This is a genomic window from Paenibacillus sp. P3E (assembly GCF_001909045.1).
In the GTDB taxonomy this organism is placed as follows: domain Bacteria; phylum Bacillota; class Bacilli; order Paenibacillales; family Paenibacillaceae; genus Paenibacillus_AQ; species Paenibacillus_AQ helianthi.
This window is the reverse complement of sequence record NZ_LVWH01000205.1, coordinates 1-18,834: the sequence shown is the minus strand read 5'-3', so window position 1 is coordinate 18,834 and position 18,834 is coordinate 1. Positions and strand designations below refer to the sequence as shown.

The window sequence follows — 18,834 nt, the reverse complement described above, 5'->3', positions numbered from 1 at the left end:
TGAATCCTTTCATCGGCCACTGCTTTTTGGTTGGAGACTTTATCTGGAACCTCACTTAATCAGCTCGCTGAATTTAGCGCCTATAGCTCCGGCGAGCTGCTCGGGTGCCAGCTCCATCTGCATCCCGATCTTCCCGCCGCTCACCGCCATGGTTGCCAGCGTCTCGGCACTGCTGTCGATAAAGGTCGGATAGAGCTTTTTCATCCCTACCGGAGAACAGCCACCGCGCACGTAGCCGGTCCATTTCAGCAGATCCTTCACCGGGAGCATCTCAATCTTTTTTTCACCAGCTGCCTTGGCGGCTTTTTTCAAATCAAGCTCTTCAGCCACCGGAATGACAAACACATACAGGTTCGGTCCGTTATGCGCGACAAGCGTTTTAAAGACCGTTTCAGGCGGCAGACCCACTTTTTCAGCTACCGCAGTTCCATGAATCTGGCCGTCCTCGTTGTCGTACTGATGAACCTCATAGGCTATTTTTCGGGTATCAAGAATCCGCATGGCGTTCGTTTTGGTGATTTGCATCATTCATCGACCTTTCGGCTGCACTCTATCTGCTTACCTGCTAATCTCTCGGGTAATCCAAGGCCATTATGTCCATAAATGGAACCTTGAACAGTTCCTCATTAAAACTCACATGCACCTTGCCGGTACGCGAGTCCATGCCAACGATCGTTCCACGGACCTGCTCCTCTTTGCCCCAGACGGTCAATAAAATCTCAGAGACCTCCTGCATGGCTTCTGTCAGTTGATTGCCAATTTCCTCCAGCACAAATTCATCTCTTGTCGGCCGTTTGGCCACCTTCGCTTTTGCCACGCTACTCCTCCAATAAGTCATTACAGGGATAAATTCAGTCTCGTATGAATGCTCCTGAATATTATAACATGGACGCGCATTTCATTGAACCTTATCCCCTGTTTGTGCGGGTGAACCTGAATTCATCCACCAGCCGGGTATACTCCGTGAACCATTGCTCCCATACCTTCTTGCGGTTCCGCAGTTCCTCCCCGTCCAGAAGTACGCCTATTACATCCAGACAGACATGCCAGCCGGAGAGGTCTTTGGCCGTATGACTGGTAATTTCACTGATGCTCTCGATCAGCAGCAGCCTGGTGCCATCTCCATCGGGATTTAATTCAAAACGCACGCTGTCATTTCCCCAGACATACTCCAGAATGGAGTTTACCTTGATATCCTTAATTTCCATGACTATTGAGCTGCCGTCCGCCATGTCAAATATCATGCTTCCTCCTGCCGATAAGTCCAGGGCTCTTAACTCAGGAAACCACTTAGCCAGCAGCTCATTATCCGTCAGCATCGCCCATACCTTGTCCACCGGTTGCTTGTAATGGCGTTCAAACGTTGCAGTTGCCCCCATTGGGGCTGCTTGCAGTGTAGCAATCAATTGAATAACCTCCCTGTATTGAATGATGATTCTTTCCGGTATCCCTGGTCTGGTGATTTGCAACCTTGTGCAGAAAGACATCGTTATTTCAACTGTAAAGGATAACCAGTTTTTAGGCAAATGGAGGCAGGATTATGAATCGGACGGGTTGCAGTATGACGGTGATAAGATCCCATATCGTGTAGACAATTCCAATGACGCTTACGGTGGAAAGGATACAGGATAACGGGCACGTACAGACAAATAAGAGCCCCTGCAACATGAGGGTATAATCTAAAAAGAACCCGCATAGGCTCACATCCTGCCTGCGGGTTCTTTGGCAATTCCAGAATTTCCGATTAATTGCCGCTAACGGTATAGTGCTCCAAGGAGATCGGGCTGCCGTTCAGCAGCGCTTGCGTTGTCATTTGTTCGCCTGTGCTTAATTGCAACTGCTCTCCTTCAATATTGTCATATTGAACGGACAAGATGGCTCCTGTCTCAAAAAAGGGTGCATGTGCTGCCCGTTCTGCTGCAAACAACATAAGATCGCCGATCCCCCGATCCGCCGCCTCCTTGACACTGATAGCCTCGACAACTACACCGCCCGGCATCCCTTGGGCTGACACTTCGAGATAAGCTTCCCGGTCAATAAGCTGGTAACCGCGGGAAAGGTACACGGCAAAATAGACATCACCCGCCTTGCCGAACAGCGCAGAGGACTCCTTCACCCACTCGCCTTTGGGCAGTACGCCAATTATCGTGTCTGCTTCACCCTCCGGTACAGGGAATAAAGAGAGGATGGTGCTCCGGTGATACAGCACCTCCATATATCGGCTCTGATGGCGGGGATCACCTTCGTGATGGCCTTGGCCGGGATGGAAGAAGTAGAGCCGGTTCACGGCATACTCAGGAGACACTGGCAGTGAAAAGACCCAGCGGAGCTGCTCATTGTCGAACTCCTCTACCCGCTCCCATAGACCACCAGCAGCGAAGCTCCCGGTAATATACACATAGGAGTGAATCAGCGGCTGCGGGTTCGGATCTACTGGCATGACTTTTTGCGTCACCTTGGTGACTTCCACCGGAGTCTGGCGGTTCACTGCGGCAGCCCGCACCTGAGCAGGAGCTTCATAGAACAGGAACCCGGCATATTCCGTACGCGGCATACTCTGCGGCAGCTGGAAATCCCCAAATTGCACATAGTCATGGAGTACGTTGCCATCCGCCGGAACGTCATGCGGCCAGCCCCGGGAATGCGCACCAGCCCAGGCTCCCTGCAGATAGAATTGTCCCCGTTCATTCCACAGGTAATCCAGCATTTCTCCAAGCGTGTCTTTAATCTCTTTGTCTTCCTCCAGCGACCAGGCACAGGTGAATGCCTGCACCCAGTGCCAGAACCAGGGCAGGCTGCCGTACTCCGGCATTCCCTTCTCCCGGATATACGCCAGTGTATTCTCCAGGCTCTGGCGCCCGTCTGCCAGCAGTTCCTCATCATCGAACAGCCTGCCGAAGATTAGCTTTGCTGCCGTATATTTGGCCTCATGATGTCCAAAGTGAACCACCGGCTTACGATAGAAGCCGCTGCGGTAGATATGTCCGATTGCCGTGTGAAACGCAATCCGCAGTCCGGCATTCAGTCTGCTCCCGTATTGCTTGAAGAACCAGACCAACAGGCTGCCCATGATCTCCACCGGCAGCTCATGCGGCGCTGCTTCACGCGGCAGAGGATGCAGTCCCAGCGGCCAATGGCCGTATAATAGAGTTCCAGGCTGCCGGTTCTGCAGCAGCACGGTTTCGAGCATCACGGCCTCTGCTTTGCGTTTGGCCTCCGCCCGCTCAAAAGGCAGCTCCAAACCAGGATCCACCGCCGCAGCAAAAAGGTAAGATGCATAATAAAAGTTATTCCGGACATCATCATGGAACCACAGCCCGCTGTCCATCAATGGACGCTGTTCAGCCCGGTTAGCGATATTATAGATAATTTCCTTTTGGCGGGCCTGATATGGGCCCGGTGCAGCCTTAAGTTCTCCCACTTTCGTTCTCCCTCCAGATTTCTTGAATTTTAATATGTTATGGCACGCGTCTGGAAAGTCCATACCTACTGAGCTCGTATCTTATTACATTATGGTGCTGAATCCATTCCCGGAACTGCGTTTACCACCTGTAATATACCTCATGGGTACGTTCCTCCCTGTTCTCATCAGCTCCGCTGCGGCAGAATCCTCATACTGGAAATCCATTCTCTTTCCAATTCTATTGTGCACGCTTTCAGTTCATATGGCAACGCCAAAACGCAATAAATGAACTAAAATAAACACACTAAAAAAGATTATCACTTGCTAAATGAACTTATATGGATTAAATTGTACCTATACGAACGAAAATATGTTTGCGAAGGAGATTGAATATTCAATGGAAAGACGTTTCGCATCCCATCCTAATGAAGTTAAGCAATTTGACACAGAACGCTTGCGCAAGGAGTTCCACATTCCTGTCATTTTTGCGCCGGATGAACTGAAGCTTGTCCTGACCCACGAAGACCGAATGATCGTCGGCGGTGCTAATCCCGTAAATAAAGATGTCGTGCTCACTACTGACCTGAAAGAGCTTGGAGTTACTTACTTCCTCGAACGCCGCGAACTGGGTGTTATCAATGTCGGAGGCAAGGGATCAGTTGTTGTAGACGGAACAGAATATGAAATAGATTACAAGGAATGTCTGTACGTTGGACAAGGCGCCAAAGATGTTATTTTCAAAAGCGCTGACAGCGTAAAGCCTGCAAAGTTCTACCTGAACTCAGCGCCTGCACATCAATCTTACCCTACTACCAAAACTACGCTGGCTGAATCCGAATCCGGCGCAATGGGCGGCCTGGAAAACTCCAATGAACGTACCATTCACCGCTTCATTCACACCAATGGTGTGCAAAGTGCTCAGCTCGTTATGGGTATGACCCAGCTGAAACCGGGCAGCATGTGGAATACAATGCCATCCCACACTCACCCGCGCCGGATGGAAGCTTACTTCTATTTCGACCTTCCGGATGATTCCATTGTGTTCCACCTCATGGGCGAGCCTACAGAGACCCGTCACATCGTAATGCACAATGAACAGGCGGTAATTTCTCCAAGCTGGTCGATCCACAGCGGCGTAGGTACACACAACTACACCTTCATCTGGAGCATGGCCGGAGACAACAAGCGTTATGATGATATGGACCCCGTAGGCATGAAGGAATTACAATAGAACAAAAACAACTACGGAAAGACGAGGCAGGCGGATGAACCCGATACGGCGACACGAGATGATTATGGAAGTAATGCTGAACCAGAAGGATGTAACAGTGAACGAGCTGAGTGATAAGCTCCAGGTCACGGGTAAAACAATCCGCGAGGATTTAAGCAAGCTGGAGGAACAAGGACTGATTATGCGTGTCCACGGCGGAGCCGTGCTGGCTCAAAGCGATCAGTTCGGCATTCTGCCCTTGAGGAATCCGCTGGATAAATACTCCGATGAAAAAACAGAGATTGCTCAGCTGGCGCTGGCCCATATCGCAGAGGATGATATTATTGCACTGGATGGCGGCAGTACCACGCTTGAAATTGCCCGGAGGCTGGAGAATATTCCGCTGACGGTCATCACCAATGATGTGTACATCATCAGCGAGCTGGTTCAGAAAGATAACATCCGTCTCGTCGTTCCGGGAGGTTACCGGGTCCGCAATATGCTGGCCGGTCCCGAAGCGGTCTCTTATGTCCAAAAGCTTAATATAGAAAAAGCCTTTCTGTCGGCTACAGCCGTTCATATTGAACACGGGCTGTCCATTTACACCGGTGATTTCATCGATTTTAAACAAGCCTTAGTATCAACGGCCCGCACGGTATTCGCCGTCTGCGATCATCACAAATTCGGACATACTGCACTGCGCACATTCGCTTCACTGCAGGAAGTGGACGTGCTGCTGACAGACAGCGGACTTGCGGCCGAAGCCGTAAGCCAGTTCCGAAACGCAGGCATCAACATCGAATGCGGGTAAATTAAATACACATTTAAGCCATTTCAAGATACTCATCAACGTTTTTTAAAAGGAGAGAATAATCAAATGTCATCTTTATTCAGTTTGGCAGGTAAAACAGCTATCGTAACAGGTGCGGCCCAAGGTCTTGGGCAAGGGATTGCCCTTGCATTTGCAGAAGCAGGCGCAGACGTTATCTCCGCTTCCCTCAATGCCAGTGTTGAAACCGTAGCAGCTGCTGAAGCCTTTGGCGTAAAAGCACTCAGCATCGCTTGCGACTTGAGCGACCACTCCAAGCTTCAAGGCATGTTCGACGAAGCCGTTGCCTTCACAGGCCACGTTGACATTCTTGTCAACTGTGCAGGTATGATCCGCCGTACACCTGCCAAGGACCACAGTGAAAAGGACTGGTTCGATGTCATCAACCTCAACCAGAACACGGTCTTCCTGCTGTCGCAAATCGCCGGCCGCCACTTCCTGGAAAGAGGCAACGGTAAAATCATCAACATCTGCTCCATGCTCTCGTATCAGGGCGGCATCAATGTACCGGGCTACACGGCAAGCAAGCACGCCGTAGCTGGTCTGACAAAAGCTTTTGCCAATGAATGGGCTGGCTCCGGTCTGAACATCAACGCAATCGCTCCGGGATACATGGCTACGGAGAATACAGCTCCAATCCGTGCCGACCAGAACCGCTCCGATTCCATCCTTGACCGGATTCCTGCCGGACGCTGGGGAACCGCTGAAGATGTTAAAGGACCTGCTGTGTTCCTGGCATCCGCTGCTTCCGACTACCTGAACGGCCACATTCTGAACGTGGATGGCGGATGGTTGGCTAGATAATACCTGGCTATTCTCTTCCTAAATTTAAAATAGACATACACATACAAAAAAAGCTGGACCATCCTAACAAAGGACGGTCCAGTTTTTTTTGCATGTTCCGGTGAATAGCTCCGGGAACCCGTTTCATGAATCAAGCTGTCGCACCTGACACATAGAGACCATAATCTGCGGCATAGTTCTCCAGCTGTTCATCATTTACTTCACGGATTCCGCTCACTACAAAAGGTTGGCGGTAGATCATCCCGGTCAGATTAGCGGATTGCTGAAACGGCCGCAACAGCTCGCTGTAAGAGTAATTATGAAGCCCCCCTGCCTGGTACATATTTTGAGCGCCTCCGGAAGAGATCGCTATCAGAAGCTCCTTGCCATTCAGTTTGTCTCCCCCTTTGCCATGAGCCCAGCCATGCTCGAATACTTCATCCATCCATTTCTTCAATAAGGCAGGCGAGCTATACCAAAAGAATGGAAATTGAAGCACGATACGCTCATGAGCTGTTAACAGTGCCTGCTCATGAACTATGTCGATTTTTTCGTCCGGATAACGCTCGTACAACCGGTGAACGGTAACATTACCTATTCCGTCAATCTCGGCCGCCAACCGCTTGTTAATCCGGGATGTCTCCAAATGTGGATGGGCAACGATAACGAGGGTTGCGTGGCTGGCAGAAGGTTTGGATGGGGTGGTCACATGGAACAGCTCCTTTTGTAATCACACAATTCGTGATATGTCGATGTATAGAGCAAAAATTAAATAATTTACATATCACGAATTATCGATTTGTTTTGTATTTAAAGACTGAATTCACATGTTTGAATTCAGTCTTTATTCTCTAGAGATCCTTCTGAATGTAAGCGGCTATTTGGGATAATGCTGTTTCATCTCTTTTGTAATATGTCCATTTCCCCAGCCGGGTTGCATGCACAAGCCCTGCCCGCTGCAGAACAGACAAGTATTGAGAGGTGGTAGATTGGGTCATATTCAGCTTAGCTGTAATCTGGCTTACGCATACCCCGATTTCGATTAGATCAACCCCTCCCTGGGGTCCAAAATGAGCTGCAGGATCTTTTAACCACTCCAAAATTTGAAGTCGTGCTTCATTGGAAAGTGCCTTAAATACATCAAGCGGGCTAATTGGTTTCATGCCATCATTATATCGACATTTCCCGATATGTCAACTCATTAAATCTTGCCGCTTCTTTGCAAAACCCCACCAATTATCCGATGAAATCCACAAACTCGTCCGGGTGGGCACGGATATATTCAGCGATAACGTTATGGGTATTCGGGATTAGCCGCTTAAAGCGCTCATACAGGCCATTGACTATCTCCAGCAGTTCAGGATCGGTTTCGATATCGTTCAGCCGAGCATCGCCCCATCCCAAACCCAATCTGCGGTTTCTGGCTTCCAGCCTCTTCCGTGTCTCTTCAAGCAGCTCCAACATGGCATCATCTGCAAAAAAACGCACACCCTCCAGCACTCCGTTCCAAGTTCCCGGCTGGTCCAGCAGGTAAGAGCTCCATGCATAAAACTCTGCTGATGATTTATTGCTATGGTCATACATGATGCGGAACATGCAAAGTGCTGTCTGCCCCTTGCCCAACTGCTTGATTGCCGCAGCCTTCACTTCCGGTGATTTTCCGCGGATCAGCTTGAAGGTCGGCTCCATGCAAACCCAGCCGAGTCTTTCATCCGTTAATGAATTGAATTCTTGCCCTTCTATTGCCACGCGCATGTTCTTCCCCTCCTAATCCATATTATACCTTTCTGAACAATGACTGCCGAGCATTCTCCTATTTTTTGTGATAGTGTTATTAGCAACTGGGCCAATAAGGAGAATCCACATGTCAGACGAAATTCTTACTACATATGATGCACAGGGCCAGGTGACTGGCACCGCCCCGCGCGATGAAGTACACCGGTACGGACTTTGGCATGAGACCTTTCACTGCTGGTTCGTAGAACAGCGTGCAGATTCGCTCTATATCTATCTTCAGCTGCGGAGCAAGGACAAGCGGGACTATGCCGGCTTGCTTGATATTACTGCTGCCGGACATTTACTGGCGGGCGAGACGGCCATGGACGGTATCCGTGAGGTGGAGGAAGAGCTGGGGCTGCAGCTTGCTTTTGACGAGCTCATCCCGCTAGGAATCATCCCCTATTCCATGGTCAAGGAAGGGATGATCGATAGGGAGAGAGCGAATGTCTTCCTGTATGACAATCCTTTCCCCTTGGACCAATTTCATCTGCAGCCGGAAGAAGTTGCCGGGATCGTCACCGCAGAGTTTGCCTCCTTCCGCAAATTCTGGCAGGGAGATCTGCAGCAGCTTGATGTCTCAGGTTTTCGTATCACGGATCGTGGTGAGCGGATTGACGTCCAAGAGAGGGTAGACATCAGTCATTTTGTACCGCATGACACGGACTATTATCTGCGGATTATCGCAGGGATCGAAGCGGCTTTCCACTAAGTGGCTGACAGTGACGATTTATGATCTCATCCAAAAAAGGCAGGACCCAGCACTACCGGGCCCTGCCTTTTAAATGTCTGCTTGGCTGCTGAACTAGTGTGCCCGCTTCAGAATAGCCAAGCCATGAACCGGAAGCGTAAGTACCGCTGGAACTGGCTCACCGGATTCTAATACAGTGTACGTTCTGGCATCCATCTCTATGGACTGCTCCACGCCGCTGAAATTCTGCACAAATATATAGTCACTGTCTCCGTCGGTCCGCAGTTGAGCGGTGACGCCTGCCGGCAGCTCGGTATCCAGTGTGCGGATAATTCCCGCTTTCTTGGCAATTGCCGCATACAGCTCTACATAGAATCCGGCATCCTTCACACGTGTAGCCAGGTGGTACGCCCGGCCTTCACCCAGACGGTTCAGCGTCAGTGCAGGTTGTCCCGCATAGAAGTCCGTACGGTACGTTCCCAGTACCTCTGCTCCTTCGAGGTGGATCAGCTCGGCAATTTCATGCGCATCATAGTCTCCATCAAGACACAGCGCATTGCCGGAATTCATCACCAGACCGTTTAGATCCCGGCTGTGCAGGCCTTCTGTCTCCTCCGCCCAGATCCCCAGCGTCCGGCGGAGCGGACCCGGGAATCCGCCCAAATGGCAGAGATCCGTCTCTCCGACTATACCTGACCAGTAAGTCCCCAGGAAGGTCCCCCCCTGTTCGACATATTTCTCAATCCGTTTGCCGTTATCTTCGCTGACCAGGTACAGCATAGGTGCAATCACCAGTTTGTAGGCGGAGAAGTCCTCTTCCGAACCGATAATATCAACCGGAATCCCCAGCTCCCATAGTGCCTGGTAGTGCTGAAGCACAGTTTCTTCATATTTCAGGCCGGAGTTGCGGATACCCTGCGCATCCTTAATCGCCCAGCGGTTGTCCCAATCATAAATAATTGCAGTCTGTACAGGTGTAGTAGTGCCTACTACCGCTTGCAGCTCTGAGAGCGTCCGGCCTACTTCGGCAACATCGCGGAAGACGCGGGTTTCAGCGTGCCCGCTATGGTCAATAACAGCGCCGTGGAATTTCTCGCTCGAGCCGCGGCTTTTGCGCCACTGAAAGTATTGTACGGAGTCCGATCCGTGGGCAACCGCCTGCAGCGAGGACAGCTTGTGCATGCCCGGCCGCTTCAGCTTACTGACACTCTGCCAGTTCAGCAGCGATGGTGTGCTCTCCATCAGCAAGAACGGCTTATGCTTGAAGGTACGGTACATATCGTGGTGCATTGCGGCCCAAGCGGCCAGACGAGCGTCGTCATCATCATCCGAGTAGCCCCAGGACGGATAGGAATCCCAGGAAACTACGTCGAGAATCTTGGCCAGCTTGCGGTAATCCACGCCGTCAATATTGTGCATATTGGTCGTTACCGGCAGCTCGGGATTATAATCACGCACAGAATCAATCTCATGCTGGCAGAAATCAATGGTCGCCTCACTTACGAAGCGGCGCCAGTCCAGGTTCAGGCCGTGAACCTGCGTCTCCCCATGCGGGGCCGGGGATTCCACTTGATCCCATGAGGTGTAAGTGTGGCTCCAGAACGTAGCCCACCAAGCATGGTTCAATTCATCCAGGCTGTTGTTGTATTTCACCTTCAGCCATTCCCTGAAGCTCGCCTGACACAGGTCACAGTGGCATTCGCCGCCGTATTCATTCGAGATATGCCATCCGATAACTGCCGGATGATGAGCATAGCGCTCTGCCAGCTTGCCGTTCAGTAGTGCCGTCTTCTGACGGTACACAGGTGAAGTATAGCAATGATTGTGGCGGACACCATGCAAATTACGCACGCGGTTTCCTTCTACCCGCAGCACTTCAGGATATTTCTCCGACATCCAGGCCGGGCGTGCCCCGCTTGGTGTAGCCAGGAAAGCATAAATCCCGTTCTCGGCAAAGGTATCCAGGATGCTGTCCAGCCAACCGAAGGTGAATACGCCTTCTTCCGGCTCCAGGGATACCCAGGAAAAGATTCCAACAGACATTACATTGCAATTGGCAAGCTTCATCATACGGATATCTTCTTGCAGCACCTCAGGGTACTTCAACCATTGTTCGGGATTATAGTCGGCTCCATGCAGCATGACTGGAATCTTGCTGCTGACTGGGGGTAATTTCATATTCATGGGTGGGTTCATCCTTTCGGTATGTGGTCCATGTCCGGATGGGATTATTCTCTGATACATTCTGAGATTAAGTCCTGTCCATTTCATGAATCATTCTTTATACTGTATATCATATAGGATAAATCCATTCAGGCAGTAGGAATATACACTCGCTTTACTAGTACAAAATGAATACGAGGTGACCATCATGCTACCTTTCTCCCTAATTGAAATGCCGCGCGACCTGAACCGTTTCCCCTTGTATCCCTATTCGGTCGGCCGCCATATCCAGTATCATCATGTTCGTCCAGGCGGCTTCCCGGTATACCAAATTTTTCTGATCCGCAGTGGAAAAGGCCTGTTCCGGGACCTGGAGAACGGAAATGAAACAATCTTGGAACCCGGTATGGCCTTCGCCTATCCGCCCGACAGGGGCCATGAGTATTACCCGCTGTCGCTTACCCCTTGGCATGTAGGCTTCATCGGTTTTCATGGCGAGTTGTCACCGGGCCTGCTTGAAGGAATTGGTATTCTGCCAGGTGCCCCGCCGCTTCGTCCCGAGCATTTTGAGGAATGCTGGGAACAGGTCGGCAGCATCTGGCATGCGGTGAATCAGCAAGCAAGCCGCCAGGACGAGCATGTGATGCAAGAGCTCTCTGTGGCGCTCTACCGGCTCCTTCTGTTACTCCGCCGCAATGCCTCTGATTCAGGACCCGCAGGCCGTCTTGAGCTGGAGAGCGTTCGCAACGAGGCTTTACAGAAGGCGGTCAGCCTGATTAATGAGCATTTTACCGAACCGCTGCTGGTCTCAAATCTCGCTGCTGCGGTAGGCTACTCTGTGCAGCATTTCCAACGGCTGTTCCTGCAGGAGTATGGGATCACACCGCATAAATATTTGCAGAACCTCCGCCTCGAACGTGCACTGCAGCTCATCCGGGAGAATGCCGATACACCGGTGCAGGATATCGCCCTGCAACTGGGCATGGAGACCAATTATTTCATCCGTGTCTTCCGGAATACTTACGGCTGTACACCGGGGATGATGCGCAAGCGGCTGCATGAATCCTAAGAACCAACATCAGCGCCCTTCCTCAGAGGAAAGCAACATTGCAATCCAATTTACACATAAGGTGGTTAATGCTTTTGGAAATCTTTGAGTTCATTTTACTGATGCTGGCGGCAATCGCATTATCCAATCTGGTCAACCGGTTCATTCCTTCTGTATCTGTCCCCATTATTCAAATTATACTCGGAGTCGTAATTACCTACCTGCCTCTCCACTTCGAGTTAACGCTCAATCCCGAGTTGTTTTTACTATTATTCATTGCCCCTCTGCTGTTTAATGATGGGCGGCAATCAGACAAAGAGGCCCTTTGGCGATTAAAGAAACCGATACTTTTATTGGCGCTTGGGTTGGTATTCATGACTGTAGCCATCCTGGGCTTCTTTCTGAATTGGCTGCTTCCCGTCATTCCGCTCGCTGCAGCTTTTGCTCTTGCCGCAGCACTGGCTCCTACAGATGCTGTAGCGGTCGGAGCGCTGGAGGAAAAGATCAAAATCCCCCACCACACGATGAAAATCCTGGAGGGAGAATCACTCATTAATGATGCTTCCGGGCTGGTATCCTTTCAATTCGCCGCAGCAGCAATGGTAACTGGCGCGTTCTCCTTACGTTCGGCCAGCCTCAGCTTTGCGGCGATCTCCCTCGGCGGTATTCTGCTAGGACTTCTAATGACTCTGGTGAAATATGTATTTGTAAAGTGGCTGCGGAAACTGGGGATGGAAAATGTTACGCTGCACATGCTGATCGAGGTGTTAACTCCCTTTGCTGTTTTTCTGTTGGCCGAGGAGCTTGGGGTCAACGGAATTCTGGCGGCAGTCAGCGCGGGTATTGCCCACTCTTTTGGATATAAAAAATTAAATCCCGAGATCGCCCGACTGAATATCGTTTCCAAAAGCACCTGGTCTGTAATTATTTATGTATTGAATGGATTGGTTTTCCTGATTCTCGGCACCCAGCTCCCGGAGATTATCCGGACCATCTGGAACAGCTCCAGTCTTGGTCATGCTCAGGTGATTCTCTATACACTGGTCTTGACACTTGCTCTACTGTCCCTGCGCTTTGTCTGGGTTCTTGTAATGACGCTGCCCGGTACCGGATATCAGAAGCCAGCCCCGGGACATTCAATCAAAAACGCGCTCATTCTCACCTTGTCCGGGGTACGGGGAACGATCACGCTGGCAAGTACCTTGTCACTGCCCTTTTTCCTGGATAACGGAAATCCGTTCCCGGAGCGGGATCTGATCATCTTTTTGGCGGCAGGTGTCATTCTGTGGACCTTACTGGCATCCAACTACCTGTTGCCTCTTCTAATTGGAGATGATGCGGAAGCCGCTCAGGTCAACGATGAGACTCCTATTGAAATGGATATTCTGCGCAATGTGGTGATTGCCTTAAGTGAACAGACCAATGACGACAATAGAGCCGCTATCGGCAGAATTATCAATACGTACCATTCAAGAATCCGCAAGCTGAAAAAAGACGAAGCTGCCGAAAGACTCCAGCGGCCATTGCTTATCGACACGCTAAAATGGCAAAGAGAAAGCACTCTGCTGGCGATCAAGAACAAAGAAGTGAACCCTTTTATAGCTTACCGCACTCTGCACAGGCTCAACCGGACACTGTTCCGGTTCACCAAGGATGACCAATACAAAACTGATCTGCGGGCACTCCGGCAATGGATGGAGGTGTCCGGCATGCTTCACCAGGCTACTCTAAGCTTCCAGGAAAGACGGGAGGCCCTGGATGCCTTCAGAGTGCGCAATATCAAGTATGTTATTGAAAAATTAAATGCCGTACGGCCTACGGCCGGCACAGAGATTGAGGACGTCAGCTCTTCGATTCTGCGTTACGAGCGAATGCTCAGCAGATATACCAGAAGCGAAGCCTCTTCCTCTTCCAGGGAAGAGTTCGACAACACTCTGGATGAATTGGCACGGGTAGGCATCCAGCTGGAACGAGATCAGATTCAGCTCAAGTTTGAATCAGGCCAGCTTTCACGGGCCGGAATGAAGGAAATGAAAAGTAATCTGTTGCTGATGGAGCATGATCTCAGGGAATTGACCATTTGATCCGCTGGCTACACCGCCGCAAACTGGCTATTGTACAGTCTGGCGTAATGGCCAGCATACTTAAGCAATTCTTCATGCGTACCGCTCTCGACGATATCGCCGTCTTTCATGTAGAGAATGACATCCGCCTCACGGATGGTGGACAGCCGGTGGGCAATCACGAAGCTGGTACGGCCGGAGATCATCGTGAGAAAAGCCTTCTGAATACGGGCCTCCGTCAGTGTATCGATACTACTGGTGGCTTCGTCCAGAATCAGCATCGGCGGATCGGCAAGCATGACGCGGGCGATGGTGAGCAGTTGCTTCTGTCCCTGGGACAGATTATCTCCTGATCCGGAAATCTTTGTCGCATAGCCCTCGGGCAGCCGTTTGATGAAGCTGTGGGCGTTCGCAGCCTTGGCAGCGGCAATCACTTCTTCGTCAGCCGCCTCCGGCTTGCCGTAAGCAATATTATCGCGGATCGAACCGCCATACAGCCAGGTATCCTGCAGCACCATCCCGAAATTGCGGCGCAGGCTGTCGCGGGTAATCGCCCGGATATCTGTGCCGTCAATCCTGATGCTGCCGCTGTCCACGTCATAGAAGCGCATCAACAGATTGACCAGTGTTGTTTTGCCTGCTCCGGTCTGCCCGACAATGGCTACCCGCGTGCCCGGCTCCACTTCCAGACTGAAGCTCTTAATTAGCGGACGTTCCGGTGTATACGCGAAGCTTACCTTATCAAAAGCAATCGTACCTTGGCTCACACCCATAACATGTGCGTTCTTGGCATCCTGGGTTTCAGGCGGCAGGTCAAGAATGGCAAAGATCCGCTGCGCCGAAGCCGTGGCTGATTGAAGCTGAGTGATCACACCGGTTATTTCATTGAACGGCTTGGCGAACAGATTCGAATAGATTAGAAAACTGGATAGATCCCCCACCGAGAAATGGCCCCCGATTACCAGTGCGCTGCCGATCATCGCAATCACAGAAAATGTAATGTTGTTCACCAGACGGGTGCTTGGATTGGACAGCGAGCCGTAGAACTGCGATTTGATGCCGGTATGGTACAGCTCGTTATTCCGTTCAGAGAACCGGGCGAAGCTGTGGTCTTCGTAACGGAATGCCTGCACCACCTTCTGGCCGCCTACGACTTCTTCCACATACCCGTTCAGCCCGCCGAGAATTTTGGCCTGCTCCCGGAACAGCTTCTGGGAACGGGTCGTAATGAAACGTGCGACATAAAAGGTTGCCGGTGCCGAGAGCAGCACAACAAGTGTCATCACCGGACTGATGTAGAGCATTAGTCCAATGGCCCCGGCAATAGTGACCACTCCGGTTAGCAGCGTAGAGAAGCCCTGCAGCAATCCATCCGAGACAGCATCCATGTCGTTGACGAACCGGCTGATGCTATCCCCCTGGGGATGATTATCATGGAACTTCAGCGGCAGCACGTTCAGCTTGTCGAACAGCTCACTCCGCAAATCATAAACCGTCCGGTAGGCGATCCGGTTGGTACAGTAAGTCAGCAGCCAGCCAAAAAAGCTGCCGACAGTATAAACCACAGCCAAGACCAGCAGCAACCGGAGGATCTGGTCAAAGTCCACTTGTCCAGGGCCAACCATTAGGTCAACGGTTCGGCCGATCAGCAGCGGTCCGATCAGGCTGGCGATTACACTCAATATGGCGCAGCAAACAGCGGCGATGGCGATGCCTCTATGCTGTTTGGTATAGTTAAACATTCTTTTCCAGGTTGCTCCGGAGCTCATCGCGTACCTACCTCCTCACTTGAAAGCTGGGATTGACAGATTTCCTGGTACACTCCACAGCTCTGCAATAATGCTTCATGTGTGCCAACACCCGCGATCCGTCCTTCATCCAAGACGATAATCTGATCCGCCTGGCGGACAGTGCTCACCCGCTGGGAGACCAGCAGCACAGTAGTTTCTCCGCTGCTCTCCTTCAGCGCACGACGAAGGGCCGCATCCGTGGCAAAATCAAGTGCACTTGCCGAATCATCCAGAATCAGGATCTGCGGACGCATCACCACGGCACGGGCGATGGCCAGCCGCTGTTTTTGCCCGCCAGACAGGTTCAGACCTCCGCGGGCGACTGGAGTATCCAACCCTTCAGGCAGCTTTTGGATGAACTCATCGGCCTGGGCTACAGAAGCAGCGGCTATTAATTCTGCGTGTGAGGCATCTTGCCTGCCCCAGCGGATATTGTCAGCTATGGTACCGCTGAACAGCGTTGCCTTCTGCGGCACGATGCCGATCTTGCTCCGCAGCTCCTCCAATCCATAATTTTTGACACTTACCCCATCGACCCGGATTTCCCCCTCAACAGCATCATAGAAACGCGGGATCAGGTTCACAAAGGTTGACTTGCCGGAGCCGGTACTGCCAATCAGTCCCACGGTCTCTCCACGTTGAATGGTCACTGAAATATCGTGCAATGCCAGCTCACCGGTGGTGTTGTATCCAAACGAGACATGCTCAAAGGCAATCGCAGGAGCCTGCTTCTCTGCTGGTGTAAGGCCCTGATTCCCTATATCCGCAACAGAGGCCACGGTATCCAAAACTTCATTCACACGGTTCGCCGATGATGAAGCCTTGGTAAATATAATCACCAGATTTGACACTACGATCAGTGCCAGCAGGATCTGGGTCACATAGTTGATAAAAGCGATAATCTCGCCCTGGGACAGCCGTCCGGCATCAATGTGGATGCCGCCTGCCCACAATATGGCGATAATCGCTGCATTCACCACCAGCGTTGTCATGGGTCCCAGCCACGCAGAGATGCGGGCAACGCGGATTGCTGTCGCTGTCAGATCCTCCGAAGCAGCGTTAAAGCGCTGTTTTTCACTGCGGCTCCTGGCAAATGCGCGGATCACCCGGATGCCGGACAGATTCTCACTGAGCACCAGGGCCAGATGATCCAGCTTCTGCTGGTATTTGCGGTAGAGCGGCGAGCTGCGCGTGATGATGAAATACAGAATCACACCAAATACCGGAGTCGCCGCGAGCAGAATCAGCGAGAGCCGGAAGTCGAGAATCATAGACATGATAATAGCTCCGATGCAGATGAACGGAGCGCGAATGACTAGCCGGATCAGCATCGCTACGGCGAGCTGCAGCTGGTTCACGTCATTCGTGATCCGGTTGATCAGCGAAGGCGTACCGAAGGTATCCAGCTCGGCATAGGAGAGGGCTGAAATATGTTTGAACATCTTGTTGCGAAGGGAAGTACCAAAGCCTTGCGAAGCCCGGGCGGCATAATATTGACAAACCATGGAACAGCCAAATCCGAGCAAGGACATCAGCACCATTAGCCCTCCCATCCGGTACACATAGGCGCTGTCATGGCGGCCGATGCCGTTATTGACGATCAGTGCAACAATGGTGGGCAGTAAGAGTTCAAGAATGGCCTCCAGTAGCTTGAAGATCGGCCCCAGTGTCACTTCTTTCCTATAGGGCTTAAGAAATACAGCAATTTTGAACACAGTAATCCTCACCTAACCTATGTAGTATGTAACAGCTAGAAAAATGGAATAAGACCCGTTATGATTATGTCATACCTGTTTACATATTAATAATATTGGTTTCGTATCCATGCGATACGATCCGCATATGGCAGCGAGCTCAATACGGAGGTTAACTTATGGATATCCGCCAACTGAAATATTTCATGGCTATTGCCGAAGAAGGACAAATTACCTCAGCGGCGAGAAAGCTGCAAATGGCCCAGCCGCCGCTCAGCCAACAGCTGAAACTGCTGGAGGAGGAGCTGGGGGTGAAGCTGGTAGAACGCGGGCCGCGCAGTATCCAGCTTACCGAAGCCGGAATCATTCTGCGGGACCGGGCACAGCAAATTCTTGAATTGACCGATTCTACAACCCGGGAGCTGAAGGATTTTGTCAAAGGTATCTCAGGCACCCTGTCCATCGGCACCGTCTCTTCTTCTGCGGCAACCCTGCTTCAGGAGCGGCTGATGGAGTTCCATCTGGTCTACGCCGGGGTGAAATTCGAGATTCACGAAGGCAATACCTATCGCGTTCTCGATCTGCTGAACAAGGGTATCGTCGAAGTCGGCATTGTCCGCACTCCTTTCAACTCCGCAGGCCTTGAGTGTGTATACACCTCATCGGAACCTATGATTGCCGTGATGGCACCTGAATATGACTGGACAGGTGGAGAGCCCGAAATTGAGATTGGGGAGCTCCGTAAGCAGCCGCTCATTATTTACCGCCGCTTCGAACAGCTGATCCGCGAGACCTGTCTGGAGCATGGCTTCGATCCCCAGGTCTTCTGTATGAACGATGACGCCCGCACGACCCTGCTCTGGGCGAATGCAGGGCTCGGCATCGGTATCATTCCAAGGTCCGCTTTTATCCTTGCCAACAACAGCAATGTTCTGTCCAAGGAAATTCGCAGCGATTCACTGAATACCCGGGTGGCCGCAGTCTGGATGAAGGACAAATACTTGTCGTCCCTGGCTGAGAAGTTTATTGAGAACTTTAAGAAGTAACAGCATTCATATAACTGGCAGAACATTTTATGTAGAGATCAGTAGGGTAAGACGAGGGATTACTCCCTCGGACTCCCCGTCAAACCGTGCATGCGGATTTCCCGCACACGGCTTTCCTTCGTCAGTTCCCCATCTTCAGGAGTGAGTTTCCTTCATCCGTCGCCGGATTGCTTATTTCACTCCTGAATTAGGAACGTGTGGTGAGTAAGCTTGTTAGAAATACCATTCCGGCTGATTCCAGTACTTTGTTTGGTATCAGCCGGTTTGACACCGTAGATCTCTTTTTGCGCATAAAGGCTCGCACCCTCATTCGCGTCCATTGATCCAGACGTTCAAAC

The 18,834-nt window shown here is 51.3% G+C and carries 17 protein-coding genes; 7 read left to right on the top strand and 10 right to left on the bottom strand.

The window, feature by feature from the left end:
- Nucleotides 1–51: 51 nt before the first annotated feature.
- The 4 genes from ybaK to A3842_RS25615 all read right to left on the bottom strand — a co-directional run bounded on the left by ybaK (nucleotide 52) and on the right by A3842_RS25615 (nucleotide 3,421).
- Entirely contained in the window at nucleotides 52–525 is a 474-nt protein-coding gene (ybaK, locus tag A3842_RS25635; RefSeq protein WP_074103205.1) for a Cys-tRNA(Pro) deacylase, read from the bottom strand.
- A gap of 40 nt (nucleotides 526–565) precedes the next feature.
- Nucleotides 566–817 (bottom strand): YolD-like family protein, encoded by a 252-nt coding sequence (locus A3842_RS25630; RefSeq protein WP_074086161.1) that lies wholly within the window; start codon nucleotides 815–817, stop codon nucleotides 566–568.
- A gap of 91 nt (nucleotides 818–908) precedes the next feature.
- On the bottom strand, nucleotides 909–1,406 hold the full coding sequence (locus A3842_RS25625) for an SRPBCC family protein (protein WP_074103193.1): 498 nt from the start codon (nucleotides 1,404–1,406) through the stop codon (nucleotides 909–911).
- A 338-nt stretch (nucleotides 1,407–1,744) separates the two neighbouring features.
- A complete protein-coding gene (locus A3842_RS25615) occupies nucleotides 1,745–3,421 on the bottom strand; it encodes a hypothetical protein (RefSeq protein WP_074103191.1) in 1,677 nt (558 codons plus the stop codon).
- Nucleotides 3,422–3,800: 379 nt separating this feature from the next.
- Between A3842_RS25615 and kduI the strand changes: the two genes are divergently transcribed.
- The 3 genes from kduI (at nucleotide 3,801) to kduD (ending at nucleotide 6,246) form a co-directional block, all read left to right on the top strand.
- On the top strand, nucleotides 3,801–4,634 hold the full coding sequence (gene kduI / locus A3842_RS25610; RefSeq protein WP_074103190.1) for a 5-dehydro-4-deoxy-D-glucuronate isomerase: 834 nt from the start codon (nucleotides 3,801–3,803) through the stop codon (nucleotides 4,632–4,634).
- A gap of 34 nt (nucleotides 4,635–4,668) precedes the next feature.
- The gene (locus A3842_RS25605) at nucleotides 4,669–5,424 is read left to right on the top strand and encodes a DeoR/GlpR family DNA-binding transcription regulator (RefSeq protein ID WP_074086156.1); all 756 of its coding nucleotides are present in this window, start codon (nucleotides 4,669–4,671) and stop codon (nucleotides 5,422–5,424) included.
- A gap of 66 nt (nucleotides 5,425–5,490) precedes the next feature.
- Entirely contained in the window at nucleotides 5,491–6,246 is a 756-nt protein-coding gene (gene kduD, locus A3842_RS25600; RefSeq protein ID WP_074103189.1) for a 2-dehydro-3-deoxy-D-gluconate 5-dehydrogenase KduD, read from the top strand.
- Nucleotides 6,247–6,376: 130 nt separating this feature from the next.
- On the opposite strand, the gene A3842_RS25595 is transcribed toward kduD, so the two are convergent.
- The 3 genes from A3842_RS25595 to A3842_RS25585 form a co-directional block, all read right to left on the bottom strand.
- Nucleotides 6,377–6,934: an NAD(P)H-dependent oxidoreductase gene (locus tag A3842_RS25595; protein WP_074103188.1), complete on the bottom strand. Its 558-nt coding sequence runs from the start codon at nucleotides 6,932–6,934 to the stop codon at nucleotides 6,377–6,379.
- 142 nt (nucleotides 6,935–7,076) lie between these two features.
- On the bottom strand, nucleotides 7,077–7,379 hold the full coding sequence (locus A3842_RS25590) for an ArsR/SmtB family transcription factor (RefSeq protein ID WP_074103204.1): 303 nt from the start codon (nucleotides 7,377–7,379) through the stop codon (nucleotides 7,077–7,079).
- 82 nt (nucleotides 7,380–7,461) lie between these two features.
- Nucleotides 7,462–7,980, bottom strand: a complete 519-nt coding sequence (locus tag A3842_RS25585; protein ID WP_074103187.1) for a hypothetical protein — start codon at nucleotides 7,978–7,980, stop codon at nucleotides 7,462–7,464.
- A gap of 109 nt (nucleotides 7,981–8,089) precedes the next feature.
- Here A3842_RS25585 and A3842_RS25580 point away from each other — a divergent pair, with 109 nt between their 5' ends.
- Nucleotides 8,090–8,713, top strand: coding sequence for an NUDIX hydrolase (locus A3842_RS25580; protein ID WP_074103186.1), 624 nt, complete (start codon nucleotides 8,090–8,092; stop codon nucleotides 8,711–8,713).
- A 93-nt stretch (nucleotides 8,714–8,806) separates the two neighbouring features.
- On the opposite strand, the gene A3842_RS25575 is transcribed toward A3842_RS25580, so the two are convergent.
- A complete protein-coding gene (locus tag A3842_RS25575) occupies nucleotides 8,807–10,876 on the bottom strand; it encodes a beta-galactosidase (protein WP_074103185.1) in 2,070 nt (689 codons plus the stop codon).
- 187 nt (nucleotides 10,877–11,063) lie between these two features.
- Here A3842_RS25575 and A3842_RS25570 point away from each other — a divergent pair, with 187 nt between their 5' ends.
- A complete protein-coding gene (locus A3842_RS25570) occupies nucleotides 11,064–11,924 on the top strand; it encodes an AraC family transcriptional regulator (RefSeq protein WP_074086150.1) in 861 nt (286 codons plus the stop codon).
- 74 nt (nucleotides 11,925–11,998) lie between these two features.
- A complete protein-coding gene (locus A3842_RS25565) occupies nucleotides 11,999–13,987 on the top strand; it encodes a Na+/H+ antiporter (protein ID WP_074103184.1) in 1,989 nt (662 codons plus the stop codon).
- 8 nt (nucleotides 13,988–13,995) lie between these two features.
- On the opposite strand, the gene A3842_RS25560 is transcribed toward A3842_RS25565, so the two are convergent.
- Complete coding sequence (locus A3842_RS25560) at nucleotides 13,996–15,735, bottom strand: ABC transporter ATP-binding protein (protein WP_074103183.1); 1,740 nt, start codon at nucleotides 15,733–15,735, stop codon at nucleotides 13,996–13,998.
- Nucleotides 15,732–17,471 carry an ABC transporter ATP-binding protein gene (locus tag A3842_RS25555; RefSeq protein ID WP_074103182.1) on the bottom strand — a complete coding sequence of 580 codons (1,740 nt, stop codon included), beginning with the start codon at nucleotides 17,469–17,471 and terminating at the stop codon, nucleotides 15,732–15,734. Before A3842_RS25555 ends, A3842_RS25560 begins: the two co-directional genes overlap by 4 nt.
- Before the next feature lie 158 nt (nucleotides 17,472–17,629).
- On the opposite strand from A3842_RS25555, the gene A3842_RS25550 reads away from it, so the two are divergent.
- The gene (locus A3842_RS25550; protein ID WP_074103181.1) at nucleotides 17,630–18,496 is read left to right on the top strand and encodes a LysR family transcriptional regulator; all 867 of its coding nucleotides are present in this window, start codon (nucleotides 17,630–17,632) and stop codon (nucleotides 18,494–18,496) included.
- The last annotated feature ends 338 nt before the right edge of the window (nucleotides 18,497–18,834 follow it).